Raw genomic sequence first — 23,613 nt, 5'->3', positions numbered from 1 at the left:
CCACCCCGTGCGGAGACACTCCCCATGACCTCGTACGTCCGCTACAGCCCCGACCTCGAACAGCCCTTTCCGGACGAGGACGAACTCGTCCGCCAGGTCGTCGCGGCCATGGGCAAGGCCAATCAGCAGGTCGCCGACAAACACCGCCACGGCCTGCGCGACGCCCACGCCAAGAGCCACGGGGTTCTCGCCGGCGAGCTGCGCATCCAGTCCGGCCTCCCGGCGCCCCTCGCCCAGGGCCTCTTCGCCGAACCGGTCACCTACCCGGTCATCGTCCGCTTCTCCTCCGCCCCCGGCGACCTGCGCTCCGACCAGGTGCCCGTCCAGCGCGGCCTCGCGATGAAGGTGATCGGTGCCCCCGGGCCCCGTGCCCTCGACGACGGCTTCACCACCCAGGACTTCCTCCTCGTCAACCACCCCACCCTGCCCTTCGGCAACATCGCCGAATACGCCAAACTCCAGGGCATCCTGGAGAAACAGCCCGGCCAGAGCGACCAGCAACTCCAGCTCACCGGCGCGGCCGCCCGCGTGGCCGCCAAGGCCCTCACCCGCGTCGGACGTCCGCTTCCGCCCGCCGTCGAGACCCTGGCCGCCGCCAACGACCACATCCTCGGCGAGACCTTCCACTCCATGGCCGCCCTGCGCTACGGCGACCACGTCGCCAAGATCTCGGCCTCGCCGCGCTCGGCGAACGTCAAGGCCCTCACCGGCAGCCAGGTCGACAAGAAGGCCGGCGAGTCGGCGCTGAGGGACCTCGTCGTCGACTTCTTCGCGGACAACAGCGCCGAGTACGACATCCGGGCCCAGCTGTGCACGGACATCGACCGGATGCCGGTGGAGGACGCCTCGGTCCTGTGGCCCGAGGAACTGTCACCGCACCAGACCGTGGCCGTGCTGCATCTCCGGGCCCAGGACGCCTACAGCGACGCCCGCCGCCGCTACGCCGACGACGTCCTCTCCTTCAGCCCCTGGCACGCCCTGGAGGCACACCGCCCGCTCGGCTCGATCATGCGCTCGCGCCGCGCCGCCTACCCCGCCTCCAGCGACTTCCGCCACCACTACAACGGCATCCAGCCGCAGGAGCCGTCCGACATCAAGGAGCTTCCCGCCTGATCACGGTGTGCCGATCCGCGGCTGCGGCCGGGGGTCGGCACGGGGGCCGCGTGTCAGAATGAGGGCACCCCCCTGTTCGTCCTTCCTTCATCGAGGTCCTTCCGTGTCCCAGCCCGTCGGCCGCGTCCCGCAGCGACGCAACGCACGGTCCAACCGGGCGCGCATCCTGGCCACCGCACGCCAGGAACTCGGACGGAACCCGGACATCACCCTGGAAGAGCTGGCCCGCGCCTCCGGTGTCGTACGGCGCACGCTGTTCGGGCATTTCCCCGGGCGGGCCGCGCTGTTGGAGGCACTGGCCGAGGAGGCCGCCGAGGCGATCGAGTCCGCCGTGGCGGTCGGAGCGACGGCGACCGAGCCGGCGGAGCGGGCGCTCGCGCGCTTCTCGTTGTCGATGTGGCCCGTCGGCGACCGCTACCGCATGCTTCTGGCACTCGCCCAGCGGGACCTGGGTATGGAACGTGTCGCCGAGATCCTCAAGCCCGCCCGCGTCAATGTCACGGCCATCCTGGAGCGCGGGCAGCGAGACGGTGTCTTCCACTCCCATCTGCCGCCCGCGGTGCTGAGCGCCGGTCTGGAGGCCATGACGGTCGCCCTGCTGGAGCAGGTCAACATCGGGGCGCTGGAGGACGACGGCACCCGGGTCGCCGTCACCACACTCATCGCTGTCGGCGTGCCGGAGAAGCAGGCACGCGTCGTGGTCGAAGAGGTGGCCGCCACGGCGGCCACCGCGGAGGCCGGCGCCGAGGGGTGAGCCCGCGGCACGGCTGCGCACGCAGAGGTACGAACAGACCCCGGTCGAAGGCACCGGGGTCTTGTCATGTGTCTCCCGTGCACGGTTGCCGGTCGGCGGGCCTTGTGGCTCCGCTTTCGCCGGGTTGCGCCGGGCCCTCAGGGGCGGACATGACAGCAGAAAGGGACGGTGCCGGGCGTCCCCTCCCGGCACCGTCCGGGGCCGTGCGCCGCTCAGAGCTCCGAACAAAAGGGGAGCCCGGCTCGCGACGCCTGGCACGCACGCTCGCCGCGTTGCCGAAAGCCCCTGGTAGCTCCTCCCCCACTCTCGACTCCGCTCGAGCGGGGGGACCCCCATCGAGGAGCTTCCGGCGCCTTGCGATCGCACGCACCAGACGCCGCGGGCTGATCGGACTCCCCTCTTGTTCGGAGCTCTCAGGCACAGCCCGTCCTGGGTGGAGGGGGCCGGAAACGAGTTCCCGGCCCCCGGCCTGCGGCCATGGGCCGCGCAGACCTCGTGGACTCAGACGCCCACGGTCTCGGTCTGCTCCTGGGTGGTCTCGGCCGCTTCTTCCTCGCGGTGCTTGGCGGCGTCCTTGCGGCCGGGCAGGACGGCGATGACGATCAGGGTCCCGGCGGCCATGATGATGCCGCCGACGAGGCTGGTGTGCGCGATGGCGTGGGCGAAGGACTCGTGCACCGCCCCCAGCAGGGTCTGGGCCTGCTCGGCGCCGCCCTGGGGGTTCTTGGCGACCTGCTCGGCGACCGCGATGCCGCCGCCGACGGAGTCCTTGGCGACGTCCATGGCCTCGGCCGGGAGGTGGCCGCCGACCAGGTCGGTCAGCTTGTCCTTGTAGGAGGTGGCCAGCAGCGAGCCGAGGACGGCGATGCCCAGGGCGCCGCCGAGTTCCAGGGCGGTGTCGTTGGCGCCGCCGCCGACCCCCAGCTCGTCCTCCGGGAAGGAACCCATGATGGTGTCGGTGGCCGGCGACAGGCTCAGGCCGATCGCGAAGCCGAGCAGCAGCAGGGGCGACAGGAAGTCGGTGTACGTCGAGCCCGACTCGATCCGTGTGAGCAGGAAGACGCCCACCGTGCCGATCACCATGCCGGTGCCCACGACCAGCTTCACGCCCAGCTTCGGGGCCAGCTTGCCGGTGACCGCGGCGCCGACGAACACCGCACCGGCCAACGGCAGCAGGCGGATGCCGGTCTCCAGGGCGTTGTAGCCGAGGACGAACTGCAGGAACTGGGTGGAGTAGTAGATCGAGCCGAAGGTTCCGAAGAAGAAGAACAGCACCGCGAGCATCGAGCCGCTGAAGGGACGCTCGGCGAACTTGCGCACGTCCAGCATCGGGTTCGGGTGCTTCAACTCCCAGGCCACGAAGGCCAGCAGACCCACACCGGCGATCACGGCAGCGGTGATCGGGCCGGCGCCCCAGCCGAAGTGCGGGCCCTCGATGGTCGCGTAGACCAACGAGCCGACGGAGACGATCGACAGCAGACCGCCGACGTAGTCGATCCGGCCCATGCCTTCCGCCTTCGACGGCGGGACCAGGAGCAGTGCGCCGACGACGCCGAGGACGGCGACGGGGACGTTCATCAGGAAGGTGGAGCCCCAGGCGTGGTCCTCCAGCAGCCACCCGGCGGCCAGCGGGCCCGCGGCGATGGCGAGCCCTGAGGTGGCGGACCATGCCGTGATCGCCTTGGCGCGCTCACCGCGAGGGAACATCGCGACCAGCAAGGAGAGTGTGGCCGGCATGACGACGGCGGCACCCACGCCCATGATCGCGCGGGCGACGATGACCAGGTTGGTCTCGTCGACCAGGCCGCCCATCAACGAACCGCCGATGAAGATCAGCAGGCCCAGCACCAGGGCACCGCGGCGGCTGTACTTGTCGCCTATCGCGCCCAGCACGAGCATCAGCGCGGCGTAGGGGACGGTGTAGCCGTCGATGACCCACTGCAGGTCACTGCTGGACAGGCCCAGGTCCTTGGTCATGTCGGGGGCGGCCACGATCAGCGACGTGTTCGCCATGACGACGATCAGCAGGCTCAGGCACAGGACCAGCAGGGCCCACCAGCGGCGTGGATAGGGCGCGGTCATCTTCTCGACGGGTGTGTTCGCAAAGAGCGGCATCGGGGGCTCCTCGGCAGGAGGTGAAGCGGAGGCTTCGGGGTGCGGATCGATGGGGAGCGGTGCGTGCGCGGACAGGGCTGAGCACAGCACCGAGTGCAGTTAATTGCCCGTTGATGTGCAGACTAGTTTGTTGCCCGTCCATGTGCAACTATCGAGTCGCCCTCCCCGTCGAACGGAGGTCCGACATGACCCGCTCACCCGTCACGGCAGCTCCTGAACGCAGCCGAACCCTGCTCACACGGGCCCGCATCCTCGAAGCGGCCAGGCGGGAACTCGGTCGTGACCCCGACGCGAGCCTCGGTGGCATCGCCGAGGCGGCAGGTGTGGTGCGCCGTACCGTGTACGGCCACTTCAACGGCCGGGCCGCACTGGTGGAGGGGCTGGTGGAGGACGCCGCGCAGGCGCTGCGACAGGCACTCGCGGCCCCGCGGGTTCCGGCGGCGGACGCCGTCACGGAGTTGGCGCGCTTCGTCCTCGCCGTATGGCCCGTCGGTGACCGCTACCGCATCCTGCTCCGTCTCGCCCCCCAGGACCTCGGGGCCGAACGAGTCGCAGAAGTTCTCGCCCCGGCGCGCGACCTGGCGGAGGCGATCATCGGTCGGGGGCAGCGGCAGGAGGCCTTCCAGGTCAGTGTTCCGCCGGCCGTGCTGGCCCGGGTGCTGGAGGGGTACCTGTTGGGCCTTCTGGACTGTGTGAACGGCGGGGCCTGGAGCGACGACGGCACGGGCACCGCGATCGCCGCCCTGATCGCGATGGGCGTGGACGCCGGCCATGCCGCCACCTGTGTCCGGGGGCTCGTACGGCCCGAGGGTGACGGTGCGTAGGCGCCTTCCCGAAGCATCACCCGAAGACGGAGGTGTCGCGGGCCGACCAGTCGGGCCGGATCAGCGTGACGGCCAGTCTCCCGCTCGTCGGCGACGTGACCGTGAGCGCCGCCCACTCGGCGGCCTCCGGCAACCGCTGCAAGAACGTTCCCGAGGGGCTCCGCCTGTGGTCGGGCATCACCACGGTGGGCGGGATCGATGCCCGCTTCACCGGCCGCGCGGTCGCCTTCCGCCCGGACTCGTCGTCCGCCCGGGTGGCGTCAGCCGAGGTCGGGGAGGGGGCGCCGGGCGACCTCGTGGGCGTCGTCCGCCGGCAGGCCCAGCATGCGCAGGACCATCTCGGCGAGGTTCATCGCGGCCTCGTCGCCGTCCACCTCGGGGCGGGCGAAGCGCAGCTCCACCAGGGCCAGCAGGGTTCCGGCCAGCGCGGACAGGGCGACCGTCGGGTCGAGGGTGGTGAAACGGCCGGAGGCGATGCCGACCTGGAGATCGCGCAGCGCCCGGCGGGCCAGTCCGTTGTCCGAGTGGATGTGGCCGAGGCCGCGGCGGCGCAGGACCTGCATCAGCTCCGGGTGGGAGTCGGCCATGCGGGCGCTCAGCCGGAAGCCGGCAGCGAGAAGTTCCGCCGGGTCGTCGATCCCGGCCAGGCGCTCATCGAAGCTCTGGCCGAACTCCTCCAGGGCGTCCACCACGGCCGCCTCGAACAGCTCCGTCTTGGAGTCGAAGTGGTTGTAGAAGGAGCCGAAACCCACATCCGCGCGCTCGGCGATCGCCTGGATGCTGACGCTGGTGTCCCCGGTCTCGGCGAGTATCTGCCGGGCCGCTCGCACGAGAGCCCTGCGGGTCTCCGCACGGCGCCGCTCGAACCGGTTGCTGGGCGGGGCTGACGTAGACATGCGAAGAGTCTAACCGCCGGGACGATGGCGATCGCAGTCCTGATGACTTCATCATTTCTCGCCGCGAACACCTTGACGATAGAACTGTCACAGTTGATGATTTCCTCATTACGGCGATGTTGCTCGGAGGGCACCATGTCTGAAACCCGCGTCAACGGGACCGATGTCATCACGGCCCACCAGGACCTCCACAGCGAGCAGGGCGCCCTGCGCGGCGAACACCCCGGCCGCTCCCGGAACCCGGTGATCAAGGTGGCGGACCTGGCCTGGCTGGAGTTCGAGAAGCCCGACCTGGACCGCGCCGAGGTCTTCGCCCGGGACTTCGGGTTCGGCGTCGCCGCCCGCACCGAGCGGGAGCTGTGGCTGCGCGGCACCTTCGCCGGCTCACCCTGCATGGTGATCCGCAAGGGGCGCACGTCCCGCTTCATCGGCCCGGCGTTCCGGGCTGCCGAGCGCGCCGACCTGGACCGGCTGGCCCGTGCGACGGGCAGGGACGTGCGGGACGGGGACGTGCCGGGCGGTGGCAAGGTGGTCGACCTGTTCGACCCCTCGGGCTTCCCGGTGCGGGTCGTGCACTGCGCCGCGCCCCTTCCCGCGCTGCCGGAACAGCAGCCGCTGCTGCTCAATTTCGGCACGGATCACCGCCGTACGAACGCCACCCAGCGTCCGCCGCGCGAGCCGTCCCGCATCCAGCGTCTCGGTCATGTGGTCCTGGAGACCCGTGTGTTCGGCCGGGCCCTGGACTGGTACCTGGACACCCTCGGCATGATCGTGTCCGACTTCCTGTTCCTGGACGGCCGGCGCGACCGCGGCCCGACGATGGCGTTCATCCGCTGCGACCTGGGCGGTGTGCCCGCCGACCACCACACGCTGGCCATGCACCTGGGCCCGGGCACGGGCTATGTCCACTCCGCCTACCAGGTCACCGACCTCGACTCGATCGCCACCGGTGGCGAATACCTCAAGGAGCGCGGATACAAGCGCAGTTGGGGCATCGGTCGGCACATCCAGGGCAGCCAGCTGTTCGACTACTGGCGCGACCCGGACCGCTTCATGCTGGAACACTTCGCCGACGGCGACCTGTTCACCTGCGACGTCGAACCCGGCTGGGCCCCGATGTCCACCAGCGGCCTCGCCCAGTGGGGGCCGCCGGCCACCCGTGACTTCCTCGGCGCGAGCCCCTCCCCGCAGCGGGTCCGCGACGTCATCCAGGCGCTGCGCGGCGACAACGAGATGGACCCGGCGCGCCTGTTCGGCCTGCTCAAGGCCGCCAACTCCTGAACCTCCACACCCCAATCCCCTCACGAAGGCACTGACATGAGCACCAAAGTCCTGCGTACCACCGACGGCTGGTGGGTCGTCCTCCCCCAAGCTCTCGACTCCGCTCGAGCAGGGGGTACCCCCATCGACCGGGCCGTCCCCGTCGAGACCAAGGCCGTGACCACCGCGGAGCTGGTGGCCGACCGCGCCGCCGTCCGCGAGGCCGCCGCCTCCGGCGAGCCCGGCACGCCCGTGGCCGACCTGGTCGCACTCTCGCCGGTCACCACGCCCTGCCGGGTGGTCGCCCAGATGGTCAACTACCGCAGCCACGCCCGCGATTCGGGCTTCACCGGCGACATCCCGCCCGCCTTCTTCCGTAAGGCGTCCGGCTCGGTCAGCGGCCCCGGCGACGCCGTCGTCCGCCCCGCGCACGTGAAGTTCCTCGACTACGAGATCGAACTCGGCCTGGTCATGGGGGCGCCGCTGCCCGTCGGCACCGTGGTCGAGGAGCGGGACCTGCCCTCGTACGTTGCCGGGCTCGTGATCACCAACGACGTCAGCGCCCGGGAGGTGCAGCTGACCAAGACGCAGTTCTACGAGAGCAAGTCGTACCCCACCTTCACTCCGACCGGGCCGTACCTGGCCCTGCTGGAGCCGGAGGACTTCTCCCGTCTCCTCGATCTGCGGCTGAAGCTGAGCGTCAACGCCGAGTTGCGCCAGGACCGCACTCTCGCCGACATGATCGTCCGCCCGGCGCAGGCGTTGACCCTGCTGGCCCGCTTCCAGACCCTCGACCCCGGCGACCTGCTGCTCACCGGAACCCCCGGCGGCACGGCGCTGAAGGCCCCGCCCAAGGCGGTGGAGAAGATCGGCGCGCTGCTGCCGCCCGCCGTGAAGTGGAAGGCGTTCTTCAAGAGTCAGGCGAAGAACCCGCACTACCTGCACGCGGGTGATGTCATCACGGCGACGATCGCGACCCCGGACGGCCGGATCGACCTCGGCGAGCAGCGCACGCCCGTCACGGACGCGAAATAACACCCGAGGTGAGCCGCACATGACCATCGATGAAGCCGCACGTGTGCCCGTCGTGATCGTCGGCGCCGGACCGGTGGGCGTGACCGCCGCCCTCCTCCTGGCTCGGCACGGAATCCGTAGTCTCGTCCTCGAACGCCACCAGGACGTCTACCCGCTCCCACGCGCCGTCGCCACCGACGACGAGGTGCGCAGGATCCTCCAGGCCGCAGGCGTAGGCGAGGAGTTCACCGCGATCGCCCGCCCGGCGAAGGGGCTGCGGCTGTTGGACGCCCGGCACCGGGTGATGGCCGAGTTCCGCCGCTCCGAGCACGGCCTGCACGGCTATCCGCAGACCAGCATGTTCGATCAGCCCGAGCTGGAACGCGTGCTGCGTGATGCCCTGGTCCGGCGCCCCGAGTGCGAGCTCCGGGGCGGAGTGGAGGTCACGGGCATCGGCCCCGACACCACCGGCCCCGTGCGGGTCGCCTACCGCGACGACGCCGGCGAGCACGAGGTGTGGGCCGACGCGGTGCTCGGCTGCGACGGCGCCAACAGCCTCACCCGCGAGGCCATCGGAGCCGTATGGGAGGATCTGCGCTTCGAGGAACACTGGACCGTCATCGACGTCCGCACGACGGCCGACGTCCGCTGCTGGGAGGGCGTCGACCAGGTCTGCGACCCGGACCGGCCGGCCACCTTCATGCGGGTGGGTGAGGACCGCTACCGCTGGGAGTTCCGGCTGCGCGAGGGGGCGGAGCAGCCGGTCCGCGAGTTGGTCGCCCCGTGGCTGCCGCCGTCGTACGACGGGGACTTCGAGGTCGTCCGCGAGACGCAGTACACCTTCCGGGCGCGGGTCGCCGACCGCTGGCGCAGCGGACGGGTCTTCCTGCTCGGCGACGCCGCCCACCTCACCCCGCCGTTCGTCGGGCAGGGGCTGTGCTCGGGGCTGCGGGACGCCTACAACCTCACCTGGAAACTCGCCCGCGTCCTCCGACACGGCGCTCAGGCAAAGCTGTTGGACACCTACGAGAGTGAACGCAAGCCGCACGCACGGCATGTGATCCGCCTCGCGGTCGCCATGGGCTGGGCCATGACCGGCGGCCAGGACGGCGCCGCCGCGATGCGCCGCAGGCTTCTGGCCGCGGCCTGCCGCATACCCGGCCTGACCGAGCTGGCCGGCCGCGATCTCAGCCCGCCCCTGACCGCCGGCCCCCTCGTGCGGCGCAAAGTCCGCCGTGGCCTGGCGGGCACGCACTGCCCGCAGCCGTGGATGAGCGTCGACGGACGGCGTACCCGTCTCGACGAGTTGCTCGGCGACTCCTTCACCGTCCTGACGACCACCGACCCCGGCCCCTCACTGACCGCGCTCGCCCACAGCCTCGGCATACCCGCGCTCTCCGTGACCGACCTCGGCGACGACGGCACCCTCGCCGCCTGGCTGCGCGCCGGACGCGTGGACGCCGTACTGCTCCGCCCCGACCGCGTCGTCATGGACGTCGTCCCGGCCGGTGGACGCGACTTCACCTCGACCGCCGACTGGGCGGCCCTGCTGCACACCACACGAAACCCTGTTCCTGCCGAACGGACGCCCCTGAAAAGCCCGTTGAGGAGTACGACGCGATGAGCACGCCCTTCTTCACGCCCGATCCGCGGACGGCGGCCGCCAGTCGCATCGCGGACTTCGCCCGGCGCCAGGGCATCGACCCGGACGACTACGCCGCCCTGCACCAGTGGTCGGTCACCGACCTGGAGGGCTTCTGGGGCGCGGTGTGGGAGTACTTCGACATCGACGCCGACACCCCCTACGAGCAGGTGCTGGCCGAGGAGAGGATGCCGGGCGCCCGCTGGTTCCCCGGCGCCACCCTCAATTACGCCCACCACGCTCTGCGTAACCTGGCCGACGAGGACGTGGCGATCGTCGCGCTCGACGAGACCGGCGCCGGGTACGAGGTGACGGGGGAGCGGCTGCGCGCGCTGGTCGCTTCCGTCGCCGCCACCCTGCGCGACCTGGGCGTCGGTACGGGCGACCGGGTCGTGGGCTACCTGCCCAACACCCCGCACGCGATCGTCGCGTTCCTCGCCGCCGCGAGCCTGGGCGCCGTCTGGTCGGTGTGCGGACAGGACTACGCCCCGCAAGCCGCCGCCGACCGCTTCGCCCAGCTCGAACCCACCGTCCTGATCGCCGCCGACGGCTACCTCTTCAACGGCACCACCCACGACCGCCGTGACGCCACCCTCGACCTCGCCCACGCGTTGCCGACGCTGAAGGCCACCCTGCTGGTGGACCACGTGGGCCTGCCCTGGCCGTCGCGGACGTCCCCGTCGCCGGTCATCCCATGGGAGGACGCGGCCACCCGCCGCGAGGATGTCATCTGCACGCCGGTGCCGTTCGACCACCCCCTGTGGGTGGTGTTCTCCTCCGGCACCACCGGCCTGCCCAAGGGCATCGTCCACGGCCACGGTGGCGTCCTGCTGGAGCACCTGAAAACCCTCGGCCTGCACTCCGACCTAGGCCCCGGCGACCGCCTGCTGTGGTACACCACCACCCACTGGATGATGTGGAACCTGGTCGCCTCCACCCTCCTGACCGGCGCCACCACCTGCACCTACGACGGCAGCCCGGCCCCCTTCGCCAAGCTCGACGTCCTGTGGGAACTGGCCGCCCGACACCGGGTCACCGTCTTCGGTACCAGCCCCCAATACCTGCTGGGCATGGCCAAGTTCGGCATCGACCCGGCCGGCCATGACCTGTCGTCGGTCCGCGTGGTCGGCTGCACGGGGTCCGCCCTGCCGGCGTCCGCCTACCCGTGGGTCCGCGACCATGTGGGGGAGCGGGTGCTGCTGGCCTCCATCAGCGGCGGCACGGACGTGGTGTCGGGCTTCGCGGGCAGTGCGCCCAACACCCCGGTCTGGCCCGGGGAGTTGTCGGCACCGCACCTGGGTGTGGCGCTGGCCGCGTACGACGCGGCGGCCTCGCCGGTGGTGGACCAGGTCGGCGAGCTGGTCGTCACCCGCCCCATGCCCTCGATGCCGCTGTACTTCTGGAACGACCCCGACGGCACCCGTTACCGCGACGCCTACTTCTCCTCCTATCCGGGCGTCTGGCGGCACGGTGACTGGATCACCGTCACGGGCCATGGCTCGGTGATCGTCCACGGCCGTTCCGACAGCACTCTCAACCGCAACGGCGTCCGGCTCGGCAGCGCCGACATCCACCATGTCGTCGAACGCCTCCCCGAGATCACCGAGGCCCTGATCATCGGCGCGGAGGAGCCGGACGGCGGCTACTGGATGCCGCTGTTCGTGGTCCCCGCGGCAGGGGTGACGCTCGACGACGCCCTGCGCGAGAGGATCAAGGAGGCCATCCGCACCGGGGCCTCCCCCCGCCACGTCCCGGACGAGATCCTCGAAGTGCCGGGCATCCCGCACACCCGCACCGGCAAGAAACTGGAGGTCCCGGTCAAGCGCCTCCTCCAGGGCGCCCGTGTCGAGCAGGTCGTGAATCCGGCCGCGCTGGACGCCCCCGACCTCATCGCCTACTACGCCGGCTTGGGCGAGGAGCGCCGCAAGGGCAGGACCACCGCATGAGAACAGTGCTCGCCGTCGCCCTGTCCCTGGTCTTCCTCCCCCTGGGCCTGGCGAAGATCGCAGCCGTGCCGTTCATGCGTCGGGCGGCGGCCCACCTCGGCATGACACCGGGCCACTACCGCGTCGTCGGCGCACTGGAGGTGGCCGGGGCCGCCGGGCTGCTACTGGGACTGGTGTCGCTCCCGCTCGGCGTGGCCGCCGCGACGGGACTGGCGTTGCTGATGGCCGCGGCGGCGGCGGTCCACCTGCGCCGCGGCGACCCGCCGCCCCGGGCGCTCCCGGCCATTGCACTGGCCCTGATCGCCGTGACGTACGCGGCAACGGCGGTCGCCGCCGGCTGACGTACGTCCTGTACGGGCCGGGCATGGGCAGCTCCTTGTGAGGGTGGCGGCTGCCTTTCCCCCGGCTCCCCGCGGGCCGCCATCGCACACCGGCCTCCCCCTCCCCCCGGGCCGGGGCGGCCCGCGCCGACGTCCGGGGCCTGCGAGCCGACTGGCTCGACAGGCCCCGGACGAGGTGCCCACCAGCGTTACTTCTTGCTCTTCGGCTTCGTGCTCGGCAGGAACTCCTGCATCTTCGCCTTGAAGCCCTGCTTGATCATGGACCCCCGGTCGGCGTCGCCCTTGAGGATCGAGGCGGCCGTGGCCTCCATCTGCTCCCAGGTGGCGTGCGGCGGGATCGGCGGGACCGCCGGGTCCGTGAGGAACTCGACGACGGCGGGGCCGTCCGCCTCCAGGGCCGCACGCCAGCCCGCCTCGACGTCCTCCGGCTTCTCGACCCGGATGCCGGTCAGCCCCAGGGAGCGGGCGAACGCGGCGTACTGGACGTCCGGCAGCTCCTGCGACGGCAGGAAGGACGGCTCGCCGCCCATCGCCCGCAGTTCCCACGTCACCTGGTTCAGATCCCGGTTGTTCCAGACGCCCACCACCAGCCGGGGATCCTCCCAGCCGTCCTTGTACTTGGCCGCCGTGATCAGCTCCGCCAGACCGTTCATCTGCATCGCGCCGTCCCCGACCAGCGCGATCGCCGGACGGTCCGGATGGGCGAACTTCGCGCCGATCGCGTACGGCACCCCGCAGCCCATCGTCGCCAGCGTGCCCGACAGCGACCCCCGCATGCCGTCCCGCAGGGTCAGATGGCGGGCGTACCAGTTCGCCACCGAACCGGAGTCCGAGGAGATGATCGCGTTGTCCGGCAGCAGCGGATCGAGGGCGTGGGCCACGTACTCCGGGTTGATCGGATCGGCCGACAGTTCCGCGCGCCGCGTCATCACCTCGCGCCAGCGGGCCACACTCGCGCACACCTCGTCGAACCATTCCCGTCCCCGCGCCGGGTCGATCATCGGGATCAGCCGCTCCAGCGTCGCCTTCGCGTCGCCGACCAGGTTCACCTCGTACGGGTAGCGCATCCCGACCATGTGCGGGTCGATGTCGATCTGGACCGCCCGCGCCTTTCCGTACTCGGGCAGATACTGCGAGTACGGGAACGACGAGCCGATGGTCAGCAGCGTGTCGCAGTCGCGCATCAGCTCGTACGAGGGGCGCGTGCCCAGCAGTCCGATCGAGCCCGTGACGTACGGCAGCTCGTCACTCAGCGCGTCCTTGCCGAGCAGGGCCTTCGCGACCCCCGCGCCCAACAGCTCGGCCATCCGCTGGACCTCGGCGCGGGCCCCGGCGGCGCCCTGACCGACCAGGACGGCGACCTTGTCCCCGGCGTTCAGGATCTCCGCCGCCCGCTCCAGCGACTCCTGCGAGGGGATCGTCGTCCAGGAGCTGCCGCCCAGGCTGGAGGGGACCATCTTGAAGTCGTGGGTGGGCGGCGAGTAGTCCAGTTCCTGCACATCGCCGGGGACGATGATCGCCGTGGGCGCCCGGCGGGCGTAGGCGGTGCGGATCGCCCGGTCCAGGACGTTCGGCAGCTGCTCGGGCACGGTCACCGTCTCGACGAAGTCCGAGGCCACGTCCTTGAACAGGGTGTGCAGGTCCACCTCCTGCTGATAGGAGCCGCCCATCGCGCTGCGATGCGTCTGGCCGACGATCGCGAGCACCGGCACATGGTCCAGCTTGGCGTCGTACAGACCGTTCAGGAGATGGATCGCGCCGGGCCCCGAGGTCGCCGCGCACACCCCGATCCGGCCCGAGAACTTGGCGTAGCCGACCGCCTGGAACGCCGACATCTCCTCGTGCCGTGACTGGATGAACCGAGGTCGGTCCTCCGCCCGGCCCCAGGCGGCGAGCAGCCCGTTGATGCCGTCACCCGGATAGCCGAAGACATGTTCGACTCCCCATGCGCGCAGCCTGCGCAGGATGTGATCGGCGACATACGTGCCCATACTGGACCTCCCAGGGTGTTTTTCCTCAGGCCCGAGTCACCCGGTGGGGAGGAGAAAAACCTGCGTGTGTTTGCCGCGCATGAAGCGGGGCAGGCGCACCCCAGTGCTTCGGACAGGAGGCACGTCCGTGGGATCGGCGATCCATCCACCACGGGTGTGCCCTCCATGTGCATGTCCGCGCTCCCCACGGTGACCGTCCCCCAGAGCACATCTAGGGAGTTGCGACGCACCATGCGTACTCAGGCAACCACGAAGCACCACCCGCACGACGACGCCCCCGACACCGCGGAGGCGTTCCGAAAGCTGGCGACACTGGCCCCCGGCCCGGAGCGGGACGCTCTGCGGGCACAGATCGTCGAGGCATGGCTGCCCATGGCCGAACGGCTCGCCGGGCGGTTCCGCAGCCGCGGCGAGAGCTACGAGGACCTGCGCCAGGTCGCGTCGCTCGGCCTGGTCAAGGCCGTCGACCGCTACGACCCGGAGCGCGGCAACGCCTTCGAGAGCTATGCGGTACCCACCGTCACCGGTGAGATCAAGCGGCACTTCCGGGACCACATGTGGACCCTGCACGTGCCGCGCCGGGTCCAGGACCTGCGCAACCGGGTTCGGTTCGCCACCCAGGACCTGTCGCAGACGATCTCGGGCCGTCGGCCCACCGTGGCCGAGATCGCCGCACACGCCAACATGAGCGAGGAAGACGTCCAGGTCGGGCTGGAGGCGCTGGAGAGCTTCACGGCGCTGTCCCTGGACGCCGAACTGCCGGGGAGCGAGGACGGGTACTCGCTCAGCGACGCGCTGGGTGCGCCGGACCCCGCGCTCGACACCGTCGTCGACCGCGAGGCGGTCAAGCCGCGGCTCGCGGCGCTGCCGGAGCGGGAGCGGGCGATTCTCTACATGCGGTTCTTCGGGGACATGACCCAGAGCCGGATCGCGGAGCAGTTGGGCATCTCGCAGATGCATGTCTCCCGGCTGATCAGCCGGTGCTGTGACCGACTGCGCGACCAGGTGATGCAGGACGTCGGTGGCCCCACCGACTGAACCCCGCTGTCCACGCAACCCACCGACGCGACCGGTCGGCCGACCCCTTCGGGGGCTCGGCCGGCCGGTCGTTCCTGTCTCCCTGAGGGGTGACGCTGTCCGCGGGGATTCCCGTCGGTCACCCGCGGGGGTCCATCGCGAGGGCGATGTGGCGGGACATCGTGTCCATCGCCCGGGCCTCCGCCATCGAGAAGGCCAGCCGGGCGCCCGAACGGAAGAGGGTGAGCACGCCCCTGACCGTGCCGTCGGGGGCGGTCAGGGGGACCGACAGGAGTGAGGTGACGTCGGCCCGTACGAGGACGGGGGCGCCCGTGGTGTCGTGGCCGAAGGCGTCGGGGTCCGGCGGGCGGACCTGGAGGGCGGTGGAGCCGCCCCGGGCGGCGGACACGACCAAGGGGCAGGTGGCCGGATCCTGGTCCGCGACGAGACCCGCCTCCTTGCCGGAGGGGGCCAGCGCGGTCGTACGGGTCAGCCCGGGGGACGCCGTGTCGGCCACGACCCAGTCGGCGAAGCGGCCGTGCAGTACCCGGGCCGCGCGGTCGAGGGCCTCGGCGGCGGGCACGGTGAGCAGGGCCGTCGTCATGGTGTCCAGCAGATCCATGAGCGCCGCGTGGCGGGTCGTCTCCGCGAGGTCGGGCAAGGGGCGGGCCGTGCCCTCCACGACCGGCATCCGGTCCCAGTGCCCTGCCGGCTGCAGCACGACCAGCACGGTGGTGCGGGGCTCACCACTGGGGCGCAGCGCCGTCAACGTCGCCCGGACCGGCACGGAGGGGCGCTGCTGGAGGTGCACGGTGAGACTGCGGTCGCCCTCGCCGCGCGCCACGGCCGCCACCTGACCCCGGAACGCGCTCCGGTCGGCGTGCGCCAGGAACCCGGTGAGCGGACGGCCGGTAGCGTAACCCGCCCGCACGCCGGTGAACGTGCTCGCCGCCTGGTTGAGGCGGCGCACCACCGTCTCCCGGTCCAGCAGGGCCAGGGGCAGCGGCAGCAGTTGGAAGACGGCCTTCAGCAACTGGTGCTCCTGCGCGGCCGACGCGGTCCCACCGGGCGGTCGGGCCGTCAGCCGCTCGTACCGCGGCCACAACTGATCCGCCACATGGTCGAGTTCGAAGATCGCCGCGTCCAGCACCGTCGGCAGGTCGTCGGCCGGTACCGACCTGGCCGTCTTGAGCTCCGCGACGCGGCGTACGAAATCCGCCAGCTCCTCGCCGAATTCGTCCGTCTGAGCCATGCGACGAACGTAACGCGTGAGAGGCGTTCACGGGGATGGCGTGGCACAGCGCACGATGTCGGTTGTCCGACTCCTTCGCGCGCAGGGCCCGCCGTGTCCGTTTTCCGCGTGGGTGAACGGGAACGCCATCCACGAGAGGAGGCGCGCAGCATGCCGGAATCCGAACATGTCGGCCTTCCGCGCGGGGAATCGCCCGAGTCGGCCCTTCCGGCGAGGAGGCTCTCACAGCTCGTCGAACACGCCGCCCGCTGCACCAGCGACTGCTGCGGGGCGAGCAGCATGGTCTGCGACGACGGCGCGGAGCGGCCCGCCGCCGTCACCCACCCCGACCTCGCCGGACTGGTCGCGGTCCAACTCCGGTCGGGCGAGGGGCCGATCCCGACGGCGTTGGAGCGCGGGGAACCGGTCGACGCGGCGGATCTCCTGAACGACGAACGGTGGCCGGACTATCGGGCCGTGGCCCTCGACGCGGGCGTCCGGTCCAGTGTCACCCTGCCGTTCCGGCGGTCGGGGCTGACCGTCACGCTCAGTCTCTACAGCTTCCGCGCCGGGGCGTTGGGGGACGTGCCGCACGGGCCCGCCCACGCGCTCGGGGATCTCGCGGCGACGTGCATCGTCCGGGACCGGTCCTACCGGGCGGCGCTCACGGAGCTCGACCAGCTCGGGGCGGCGCTGCGGACGCGGCCGGTCGTCGATCAGGCGTGCGGGATCGTGATGCATGTCCTTGGCTGCGACGCGGATGCGGCGTTCGCTGTGCTGCGGCGTATTTCGCAGGCCACGAATCGTAAGTTGGCGGAGGTGGCTTCGGCCGTGGTGGAGAAGCGGGGGCGGGGGCTGGAGCGGGAGTTGGTGTCCCTTTCCGGCTGAGGGGGAGGGGGAGGGCGCCTTGGAGCTCGGGGGGTGCGGGCTCGGCGGGTGCGGGTGCGTTGTGGCTTGTCGCGCAGTTCCCCGCGCCCCTGAAGGAGCGGGCCTGCGGCCCGCCCTTCGACCCCCGCGTGCCCCACCCCGCGTGTCCTCCGGTCCACACCCCTGCCCCTTACGCACCCCCCTCGCCTCAAACGTGCTGTCACCCGGTCGGCGGGGGCGGTCCCGCTAATGGGGCTCGGTGGCGGGCGGGGGGTCGGGGTGGGGGGTCTGATGGGGAGGGCGGGGCGCGGTGGGCGTGTCCCGAGTCGGAGTCCTAAGGAGTCCCGCCCATGCGCCGCAGAGCCCGTGTCCTGTCCGCCGCCGCCCTGGCCGGTGCCGTGCTCGGCGTCGCGGCCCCGGTCGCGTACGCGGATCCGGCGGCCGAGGTCGCCCCGCACGAGGCCGCGCCGGGCGAGACCGTCACGGTCTCCGTCTCCTGCGACCCCACCGGCGGTCAGGCCCCCGAGAGCATCGACGCCAGCTCACAGGCGTTCGAGCAGGGCACCGTCACACTGCAACGGATCCCCGGCAACGACGATCCCGCGGGCGGGCCCTCCTACCAGGGAACCGCCCGTATCGCCCCGGCCGCCGACTTCGGGACCGGCCCGGACGCGGCGGGCGGCTCCACCGAGTGGGGCGTCGACGGCGTCTGCCCCGCCCCGCCCGGCGCCGAGCAGAAACAGTGGAGCGCCACCTTCACCGACAACCCCGGCGGCCACCAGCCCACGCATCACCCCACCGACCAGCCCACGCATCACCCGACCGACCAGCCGACGCATCACCCCACCGACCAGCCGACGCACCAGCCCACCCACCATGACACCCACCGTCCCGCGCCGGTCCAGCGCGGCGTGCACGCGGGCAGCGGCGGTGCCTTCACCGACTCCGTCCCGGCCATGATCGCCGGCGGCCTCCTCATCGCCGGCGCGCTCGGCGCGGCCGTCCACCGGCTGCTGCACCGCCGAGGACGATGGACCCCGTGACCGCGCGCCGCCGTGACCGGCGCGACCCGACGCGGTGCCCATGAGGCGCGTGAGCCGGGGTACTGGCAGGCCGAGGGCGTGGAACACGCGTCACGGGGTACGACGGAGCACGCGCGGGAACGACGGAGCACCATGGACAGCGCGGGAGCGCTGAGCACCGGACAACGCGACGACACGGCGCGGAGGCACAGATGCGGCGGACGGAACCGGGAAGAGGTCCGGTGGGGCACGGCCCCGTCCGCTACGGTCCGCCCCTTCCCGACCAGGGACTGCCGCTGCTGCCCGAGCTGACCGCCGTGCTCTCGGCCGCCGCCGGCCGCCCCGACGCCGTACCCCTCGGCGGTTCCCCCGCGCTCCTGGACGCCGCCTGCGGTTACTGGGACCGACGCGGGCTGCCCACCACCCCCGACCGGGTCGCGGCAGCCCCCGGCGCCCCCGCCCTGCTGCTGGCGCTGACCGCCGCGATCGGCGGCGACGTCCTGCTCCCGCGGCCGTGCGCCGCCTGGTGGGAGCCCGAGGCACGGGCGCTCGGCAGATCCGTCTTCCACGTCCCGACACCCGCCGAGTGCGGCGGCGTACCGGACTCGTACGCGCTGCTGGAGACCGTGCGCAGGATCCGGGACGAGGGCGGTGACCCCCGGCTGCTCGTGCTGTGCGTCGCCGACGATCCGACCGCCACCGTGGCCCCGCCCGAACTGGTCCACGAGACCGTGGAGGCCGCCGCCGGGGAGGGCCTGCACCTGGTCAGCGACGAGACCTGGCGCGACACCCTGCACGACCCGCACGACCCCGTGCTGCTCAGCCCGGCCGAGATGCTGCCGGACCGGGTCACCGTCGTCACCGACCTCGCGGGCCCCTTCCTGCCCCCGGGCTGGCCCGCCGCCGTCGCCCGCTTCCCGGCCGACGGCATCGGCGGCGGACTGCGCGACCGGGTCCTCGACGTGCTCACCGCCCTCGGCGCCCGTGTCGCCACGCCGGTCGCCGCGGCCGCCGCGTACGCGCTCGACGAACCCGGCCCGGTCAGCGAGCGCCTCGCCGGTGCGGTCCGGCTGCACGCGAGGCTGGCCGCCGCCGCGCACCGGGCCGTGATCGCCGCCGGGGCGCTCGCCCTGCCCCCGCGCGCGGGCCGGCACCTCTACGTCGACCTCGCCCCGCTGCGCCCGGCGCTCACCGCGCACGGCGTCGGCGACGCCCAGGAACTGGAGGACTTCCTCACCGCCCGGCTCGGCCTGCCCGCGCCCGGCGGGCACCGCTTCGGCGACGACCTCGGGGCGCTGCGGTTCCGTCTGTCGACGGGGCTGTTCCTCGGCACCGCCGACGAGGAACGGGAGCAGGCCCTGACCGCCCCCGATCCCCTCGAACTACCCCATGTGAACAGCGCGTTGACCCTGTTCGGATCGGCCCTGGAGGATCTCCGATGACGAGGGCGCCCGGGGCCACCGGACCGTGTCCGCGCCGATTCGCCGACCGCCCGCGGTCCGGTCCGCGACGACGATCCTTCGACGACGCCCAGCGATGGGAGCCTCCTCGATGACGCAGCAGTCCGAGTCGACCCCCACCTCCTCCGCGGCCTCCTCGTCGCCCGTCTCCGCGCCCCCCGAGGACACCGACGATCCAGCCTCCTCAGCCGGCCCCGGTGCCCTGGATCCGAGGCCCGCGCCGCCCTTCGCCGTCCCCCTGCCGCCCCCGGAGCCCGCCGAGCCCCGCCCCCTCGGCGAGCGGCGCCGCTGGCCCGCGTCCTTCGCCGGCCGGCTGACGACCCCCCTGCCCGGCCTGCGGGCGTTCGCGCGCTTCGCCCGCGAGGGCTCGGTACGGCCGGGCCCCGAGGGTCTCGTCGACATTCCCCGGCTGCCGTACGAGCCCGGCCCGTTGCCTCGCGTCGACGCGCGTACCGTCGCCGTCACCTGGGTGGGGCACGCGAGTTGGGTGGTGCGGATCGGTGGGCTCACCGTCCTCACCGATCCGGTCTGGTCCCGCCGCATCCTCGGCACGCCCGCCCGGATCACCCCGGTCGGCGTGGCCTGGGACGCGCTGCCGCGCGTGGACGCGGTCGTCATCAGCCACAACCACTACGACCACCTGGACGGGCCCACGCTGCGGCGACTCCCGTGCAACACACCGGTGTTCGTGCCCGCCGGTCTCGGCGGCTGGTTCCGCCGCCGCCGCTTCACCCGCGTCACCGAGCTGGACTGGTGGGAGGCGGCCGAACTCGACGGCGTCCGCTTCGACTTCGTACCGGCCCATCACTGGTCGAAGCGCACCCTCACCGACACCTGCCGCTCCCTGTGGGGCGGTTGGGTCCTCACGGCGCCCGACGGGAAACGGGTGTACTTCGCCGGCGACACGGGCTACGGCCACTGGTTCTCCCTCATCGGCCGCCGCCACCCCGGTATCGACCTCGCGCTCCTGCCGATCGGCGCGTACGACCCCCGCTGGTGGCTCAGCGACGTCCACTGCGACCCCGAGGAGGCCGTCCGCGCCTTCCAGGACCTCGGGGCCCGCCGTATGGCCCCCATGCACTGGGCCACGTTCGTCCTGTCCGCCGAACCGGTCCTGGAACCCCTCACCCGCGTACGGACGGCCTGGGAGGCGGCAGGCCTCCCGCGCGAGAACCTGTGGGACCTGCCGATCGGAGCGTCCCGGCTCCTCGGGTGAGGGCGGTGCGGGGGTGCCCTCAGCCGTCCTGTGAGGGCGGCGCGGGGATGCCCTCAACCAGCCGAGGGCGCACACCCCCGGCCGTCGGAGGCGCGCGGCCGGGATCTCAGCGGACGAACCGTCGCCACACGCTCGGCACCACGCTGATCAGCAGCGTCAGCAGGACCGCCGCGAGCACCCCTTGCCAGGGCTCCGCGAACAGTGACCCCCCGAGGATCCCGATCAACTGGTACGTGACCGCCCACGCGAGGCACGCCGGCAGGTTCCCCCGCGCGAACCGCCGCAACGGCATCTCCGCCAGCAGGCACGCCAGCATCACCGGGAGCCGGCCGGCCGGCACCAGCCGGGACAGCACCAGCACCGCCACCCCGTGCCCGTCGAGCTTCCGCTGGGCCTGGGCCAGCCGGTCCTCCGGTGCCCGGCGGCGGATCGCCTCCAGCCAGCGCGAACCGTTCTTCGAGCCCATGCCGCGCCGCCCCAGCCAGTACAGGGCGATGTCCCCGAGGAACGCGGCCACCGACGCCACCACGAACACCATCAGCAGCGCGAACGGCGCCGTCTGGTGGAACGCCACCACGGCCGCCGAACTGACCAGCGCCCCCGTCGGCACGACCGGCAGCAGCGCCCCCACCAGCACCAGCAGGAACAGCGTCGGATAGCCGATCGCCTGCTGCGTCGTCTCGTAGGGCAGGGGAGTGGCCGCGACGGACAGCACCATCACCGGGCGCCCTCCGCGACCCCGCTCGACGGGCGTCTCACTCCGCCACCCCCGGTCGTACGCTCTCCCCGTGCTCCAGCCGGTGCACCGCCACCTCGGGCGCGCGCAGCGCGGCGAGGCGCACGAACTCCGCACCGGGCGCATGGAATTCATGGGGGCGCACGGCGTCCATCCCGATCGGCCAGTACGTGCCGTAGTGCACCGGGATCGCGCTGTGGGGCGCGAGCAGCGCGAGCGCCTCCGCCGCGCGCCCCGCATCGAGATGTCCCTCGCCGAGACAGGGCCCCCAGCCGCCGACCGGCAGCAACGCCACGTCGACCGGCCCGACTTCCTTGGGCATCGACTCGAACAGCCCGGTGTCCCCGGCGAAATAGGTCCGCGCCTCACCCTCGACGACGAACCCGAGCGCCGGTGAGCGGTGCGGTCCGACCGGCAGGCGCCGCCCGTCGTGGTGGGCGGGCACGGCACGGACGACCAGGTCACCGACGCTCACCTCGTCCCCGGGCGCCACCTCGCACAGCCGCAGATGCCGCAGCCTGCGCAGCCCCCGCACCTGGCGCGGCGCCCCGCGCGGCACCACCAGCCGGGTACCCGGCGCGAGCCGGGCCAGGGACGGGACATGCAGATGATCGGCGTGCAGATGGGACACCAGCGCCACGTCCGCGACCGCCGCCTCGGGCGGGGGCGTCGCCCCACGGCGCCTGCGCAGATGCGCGAGCCGGCGCGTGAACAGCGGGTCGGTGAGCACGCGCGTGCCCGAGTCCTCCACCGTGCAGGTGGCGTGACCCCACCAGGTGACCTCCACCGGCACTTCTTTCGCCTCCTTCGCGCTACTCCCCCGAGCCTACGGGCTGGAGTAGGGTCTCAGGCTCTGGACCCGGAGGTGAGGGGGACGCCGTGGGAGACAAGAGTGACGCCTTCGCCCTGTCCTGCCAGGAGATACCCCGTGAGTGCCCGGGGCGGACGGCGGGACGCGGAGCGGTCGTGCGGGTCGCCGCCATCGCCAGCCTGACACCTCTGGAGGAGCTGGAGGCGGACCCCTTCCTGGTCGACTCCCGCAGCCAGCACGCCATGTGCGCCCGCTGGGCCGCCGAGCGCGGCTACGTGGTGACGCGCGAGCTGCTCGTCCGCGGTCTGCGCCCCGACCACTGCGCCTTGTGGGCCGACGTCGACGCCGGCCATGTCGACCTCTTCGTCGCCCCCAGCCGCCGCGTCCTCGAACGCGCCCTCGCCTCCGTCGACGACTTCACCGCCGAGTGCGCCCGCCGCGGTGTCCGCGTCGAGACCGTCGGCCGCGCCGAACCCGCCTACGACGCCCAGATGAAGGCCAGCGTCCACCGCCGTCTGTCGATGCCGACAGCGGGCTACGACGGCCGCTGAGCAACGAGGACCGCCGCCCGCCGAGGACCGCCGCCCGCCGAGGACCGCGGCACGCTGAGGGGCGCCGCCCGCTGAGGACCGCCGCCCGCTTTGGGTCGCGGCACGCTGAGGACCGCCGCTCGCCGAGGGTCGCGGCACGCTGAGGGGCGCCGCCCGCTGAGGACCGCCGCCCGCTTTGGGTCGCGGCCCGCTGAGGACCGCCGCCCGCTTTGGGTCGCGGCCCGCTGAGGGGCGCCGCCCGCTGAGGACCGCCGCCCGCTTTGGGTCGCGGCACGCTGAGGACCGCCGCTCGCTGAGGGTCGCGGCACGCTGAGGGGCGCCGCCCGTCGAGGGCCGCTGGGATCCGGGAGTCGCCGCGCATCGACTGCGGGGGCCGGGGGCCGCCGCGCTCCGAGAACCGCGGGGATCCGAGAACCGCCGCCCGTCGAGGGCCGCTGGGATCCGGGAGTCGCCGCGCATCGACTGCGGGGGCCGGGGGCCGCCGCGCTCCGAGAACCGCGGGGATCCGAGAACCGCCGCCCGTCGAGGGCCGCTGGGATCCGGGAGTCGCCGCGCATCGACTGCGGGGGCCGGGGGCCGCCGCGCTCCGAGAACCGCGGGGATCCGAGAACCGCCGCCCGTCGAGGGCCGCTGGGATCCGGGAGTCGCCGCGCATCGACTGCGGGGGCCGGGGGCCGCCGCGCTCCGAGAACCGCGGGGATCCGAGAACCGCCGCCCGTCGAGGGCCGCTGGGATCCGGGAGTCGCCGCGCATCGACTGCGGGGGCCGGGGGCCGCCGCGCTCCGAGAACCGCGGGGATCCGAGAA

Annotated in this window: 21 protein-coding genes; 14 read left to right on the top strand and 7 right to left on the bottom strand. The window is 72.5% G+C overall.

The genetic code is table 11. From position 1 onward, the window contains the following. Positions 1 to 24: 24 nt before the first annotated feature. Positions 25 to 1,113: a catalase family protein gene (locus M8J73_RS05350; RefSeq protein WP_055539586.1), complete on the top strand. Its 1,089-nt coding sequence runs from the start codon at positions 25 to 27 to the stop codon at positions 1,111 to 1,113. A 103-nt stretch (positions 1,114 to 1,216) separates the two neighbouring features. Next, on the top strand, positions 1,217 to 1,867 hold the full coding sequence (locus M8J73_RS05345) for a TetR family transcriptional regulator (protein ID WP_055539585.1): 651 nt from the start codon (positions 1,217 to 1,219) through the stop codon (positions 1,865 to 1,867). A 501-nt stretch (positions 1,868 to 2,368) separates the two neighbouring features. Here the strand turns inward: M8J73_RS05345 and M8J73_RS05340 are convergent. Beyond that, positions 2,369 to 3,982, bottom strand: a complete 1,614-nt coding sequence (locus M8J73_RS05340) for an MFS transporter (RefSeq protein ID WP_055539584.1) — start codon at positions 3,980 to 3,982, stop codon at positions 2,369 to 2,371. 185 nt (positions 3,983 to 4,167) lie between these two features. Between M8J73_RS05340 and M8J73_RS05335 the strand changes: the two genes are divergently transcribed. Next, positions 4,168 to 4,806, top strand: coding sequence for a TetR/AcrR family transcriptional regulator (locus M8J73_RS05335; protein WP_055539583.1), 639 nt, complete (start codon positions 4,168 to 4,170; stop codon positions 4,804 to 4,806). A gap of 16 nt (positions 4,807 to 4,822) precedes the next feature. Here the strand turns inward: M8J73_RS05335 and M8J73_RS44690 are convergent, their stop codons facing one another. Together M8J73_RS44690 and M8J73_RS05330 are read right to left on the bottom strand one after the other, a co-directional pair. After that, positions 4,823 to 4,948, bottom strand: coding sequence for a hypothetical protein (locus M8J73_RS44690; RefSeq protein WP_274757587.1), 126 nt, complete (start codon positions 4,946 to 4,948; stop codon positions 4,823 to 4,825). Positions 4,949 to 5,066: 118 nt separating this feature from the next. Next, complete coding sequence (locus tag M8J73_RS05330; protein WP_206187874.1) at positions 5,067 to 5,702, bottom strand: TetR/AcrR family transcriptional regulator; 636 nt, start codon at positions 5,700 to 5,702, stop codon at positions 5,067 to 5,069. Between the two features lie 135 nt (positions 5,703 to 5,837). Between M8J73_RS05330 and M8J73_RS05325 the strand changes: the two genes are divergently transcribed. The 5 genes from M8J73_RS05325 to M8J73_RS05305 are packed head-to-tail and all read left to right on the top strand — an operon-like array spanning position 5,838 to position 11,905. Then, complete coding sequence (locus tag M8J73_RS05325; RefSeq protein ID WP_055539580.1) at positions 5,838 to 6,983, top strand: VOC family protein; 1,146 nt, start codon at positions 5,838 to 5,840, stop codon at positions 6,981 to 6,983. 36 nt (positions 6,984 to 7,019) lie between these two features. Further along, positions 7,020 to 7,997 (top strand): fumarylacetoacetate hydrolase family protein, encoded by a 978-nt coding sequence (locus M8J73_RS05320; RefSeq protein ID WP_055539579.1) that lies wholly within the window; start codon positions 7,020 to 7,022, stop codon positions 7,995 to 7,997. Between the two features lie 19 nt (positions 7,998 to 8,016). Beyond that, positions 8,017 to 9,600, top strand: coding sequence for a bifunctional 3-(3-hydroxy-phenyl)propionate/3-hydroxycinnamic acid hydroxylase MhpA (gene mhpA, locus M8J73_RS05315; RefSeq protein ID WP_055539578.1), 1,584 nt, complete (start codon positions 8,017 to 8,019; stop codon positions 9,598 to 9,600). After that, positions 9,597 to 11,564, top strand: a complete 1,968-nt coding sequence (locus M8J73_RS05310) for an acetoacetate--CoA ligase (protein ID WP_055539577.1) — start codon at positions 9,597 to 9,599, stop codon at positions 11,562 to 11,564. The genes mhpA and M8J73_RS05310 overlap by 4 nt, the downstream gene beginning before the upstream one ends. Next, on the top strand, positions 11,561 to 11,905 hold the full coding sequence (locus M8J73_RS05305; RefSeq protein ID WP_055539576.1) for a DoxX family protein: 345 nt from the start codon (positions 11,561 to 11,563) through the stop codon (positions 11,903 to 11,905). The genes M8J73_RS05310 and M8J73_RS05305 overlap by 4 nt, the downstream gene beginning before the upstream one ends. 188 nt (positions 11,906 to 12,093) lie before the next feature. Here the strand turns inward: M8J73_RS05305 and M8J73_RS05300 are convergent, their stop codons facing one another. Continuing rightward, on the bottom strand, positions 12,094 to 13,896 hold the full coding sequence (locus tag M8J73_RS05300; RefSeq protein WP_055539575.1) for a thiamine pyrophosphate-requiring protein: 1,803 nt from the start codon (positions 13,894 to 13,896) through the stop codon (positions 12,094 to 12,096). A gap of 231 nt (positions 13,897 to 14,127) precedes the next feature. Here M8J73_RS05300 and M8J73_RS05295 point away from each other — a divergent pair, with 231 nt between their 5' ends. Next, positions 14,128 to 14,934: an RNA polymerase sigma factor SigF gene (locus M8J73_RS05295; protein ID WP_055539574.1), complete on the top strand. Its 807-nt coding sequence runs from the start codon at positions 14,128 to 14,130 to the stop codon at positions 14,932 to 14,934. 118 nt (positions 14,935 to 15,052) lie between these two features. Here M8J73_RS05295 and M8J73_RS05290 read toward each other — a convergent pair whose 3' ends face one another. Beyond that, the gene (locus tag M8J73_RS05290) at positions 15,053 to 16,165 is read right to left on the bottom strand and encodes a GAF domain-containing protein (protein ID WP_055539573.1); all 1,113 of its coding nucleotides are present in this window, start codon (positions 16,163 to 16,165) and stop codon (positions 15,053 to 15,055) included. A 150-nt stretch (positions 16,166 to 16,315) separates the two neighbouring features. On the opposite strand from M8J73_RS05290, the gene M8J73_RS05285 reads away from it, so the two are divergent. From M8J73_RS05285 to M8J73_RS05270, 4 genes are all read left to right on the top strand, one after another. Beyond that, entirely contained in the window at positions 16,316 to 17,032 is a 717-nt protein-coding gene (locus tag M8J73_RS05285) for an ANTAR domain-containing response regulator (protein ID WP_249828302.1), read from the top strand. A gap of 329 nt (positions 17,033 to 17,361) precedes the next feature. Further along, positions 17,362 to 18,054 (top strand): PT domain-containing protein, encoded by a 693-nt coding sequence (locus M8J73_RS05280; protein WP_249828301.1) that lies wholly within the window; start codon positions 17,362 to 17,364, stop codon positions 18,052 to 18,054. A gap of 191 nt (positions 18,055 to 18,245) precedes the next feature. Then, the gene (locus tag M8J73_RS05275; protein ID WP_249828300.1) at positions 18,246 to 19,475 is read left to right on the top strand and encodes an aminotransferase class I/II-fold pyridoxal phosphate-dependent enzyme; all 1,230 of its coding nucleotides are present in this window, start codon (positions 18,246 to 18,248) and stop codon (positions 19,473 to 19,475) included. Between the two features lie 109 nt (positions 19,476 to 19,584). Further along, positions 19,585 to 20,709, top strand: a complete 1,125-nt coding sequence (locus M8J73_RS05270) for an MBL fold metallo-hydrolase (RefSeq protein ID WP_249828299.1) — start codon at positions 19,585 to 19,587, stop codon at positions 20,707 to 20,709. A 106-nt stretch (positions 20,710 to 20,815) separates the two neighbouring features. Here M8J73_RS05270 and M8J73_RS05265 read toward each other — a convergent pair whose 3' ends face one another. Next, complete coding sequence (locus M8J73_RS05265; protein WP_206188005.1) at positions 20,816 to 21,427, bottom strand: DedA family protein; 612 nt, start codon at positions 21,425 to 21,427, stop codon at positions 20,816 to 20,818. Between the two features lie 37 nt (positions 21,428 to 21,464). Further along, positions 21,465 to 22,238, bottom strand: coding sequence for an MBL fold metallo-hydrolase (locus M8J73_RS05260; RefSeq protein ID WP_055541998.1), 774 nt, complete (start codon positions 22,236 to 22,238; stop codon positions 21,465 to 21,467). 113 nt (positions 22,239 to 22,351) lie between these two features. Here M8J73_RS05260 and M8J73_RS05255 point away from each other — a divergent pair, with 113 nt between their 5' ends. Further along, positions 22,352 to 22,807 (top strand): hypothetical protein, encoded by a 456-nt coding sequence (locus tag M8J73_RS05255; protein ID WP_283946334.1) that lies wholly within the window; start codon positions 22,352 to 22,354, stop codon positions 22,805 to 22,807. Positions 22,808 to 23,613 lie beyond the last annotated feature (806 nt).

It is taken from the genome of Streptomyces neyagawaensis (assembly GCF_023516595.1).
GTDB classification, from domain to species: Bacteria; Actinomycetota; Actinomycetes; order Streptomycetales; family Streptomycetaceae; genus Streptomyces; species Streptomyces neyagawaensis.
This window is presented reverse-complemented; position numbering and strand designations above follow the sequence as displayed.

What these genes read in the sequence shown, in the direction of transcription:
- M8J73_RS05325 (WP_055539580.1), top strand. Translation starts at nt 5,838, where the DNA reads ATGTCTGAAACCCGCGTCAACGGGACCGATGTCATCACGGCCCACCAG.
- mhpA (WP_055539578.1), top strand. Translation starts at nt 8,017, where the DNA reads ATGACCATCGATGAAGCCGCACGTGTGCCCGTCGTGATCGTCGGCGCC.
- M8J73_RS05305 (WP_055539576.1), top strand. Translation starts at nt 11,561, where the DNA reads ATGAGAACAGTGCTCGCCGTCGCCCTGTCCCTGGTCTTCCTCCCCCTG.
- M8J73_RS05330 (WP_206187874.1), bottom strand. Translation starts at nt 5,702, where the DNA reads ATGTCTACGTCAGCCCCGCCCAGCAACCGGTTCGAGCGGCGCCGTGCG.
- M8J73_RS05285 (WP_249828302.1), top strand. Translation starts at nt 16,316, where the DNA reads ATGCCGGAATCCGAACATGTCGGCCTTCCGCGCGGGGAATCGCCCGAG.
- M8J73_RS05280 (WP_249828301.1), top strand. Translation starts at nt 17,362, where the DNA reads ATGCGCCGCAGAGCCCGTGTCCTGTCCGCCGCCGCCCTGGCCGGTGCC.
- M8J73_RS05335 (WP_055539583.1), top strand. Translation starts at nt 4,168, where the DNA reads ATGACCCGCTCACCCGTCACGGCAGCTCCTGAACGCAGCCGAACCCTG.
- M8J73_RS05300 (WP_055539575.1), bottom strand. Translation starts at nt 13,896, where the DNA reads ATGGGCACGTATGTCGCCGATCACATCCTGCGCAGGCTGCGCGCATGG.
- M8J73_RS05270 (WP_249828299.1), top strand. Translation starts at nt 19,585, where the DNA reads ATGACGCAGCAGTCCGAGTCGACCCCCACCTCCTCCGCGGCCTCCTCG.
- M8J73_RS05295 (WP_055539574.1), top strand. Translation starts at nt 14,128, where the DNA reads ATGCGTACTCAGGCAACCACGAAGCACCACCCGCACGACGACGCCCCC.
- M8J73_RS05350 (WP_055539586.1), top strand. Translation starts at nt 25, where the DNA reads ATGACCTCGTACGTCCGCTACAGCCCCGACCTCGAACAGCCCTTTCCG.
- M8J73_RS05290 (WP_055539573.1), bottom strand. Translation starts at nt 16,165, where the DNA reads ATGGCTCAGACGGACGAATTCGGCGAGGAGCTGGCGGATTTCGTACGC.
- M8J73_RS05320 (WP_055539579.1), top strand. Translation starts at nt 7,020, where the DNA reads ATGAGCACCAAAGTCCTGCGTACCACCGACGGCTGGTGGGTCGTCCTC.
- M8J73_RS05340 (WP_055539584.1), bottom strand. Translation starts at nt 3,982, where the DNA reads ATGCCGCTCTTTGCGAACACACCCGTCGAGAAGATGACCGCGCCCTAT.
- M8J73_RS05310 (WP_055539577.1), top strand. Translation starts at nt 9,597, where the DNA reads ATGAGCACGCCCTTCTTCACGCCCGATCCGCGGACGGCGGCCGCCAGT.
- M8J73_RS05275 (WP_249828300.1), top strand. Translation starts at nt 18,246, where the DNA reads ATGCGGCGGACGGAACCGGGAAGAGGTCCGGTGGGGCACGGCCCCGTC.
- M8J73_RS05265 (WP_206188005.1), bottom strand. Translation starts at nt 21,427, where the DNA reads ATGGTGCTGTCCGTCGCGGCCACTCCCCTGCCCTACGAGACGACGCAG.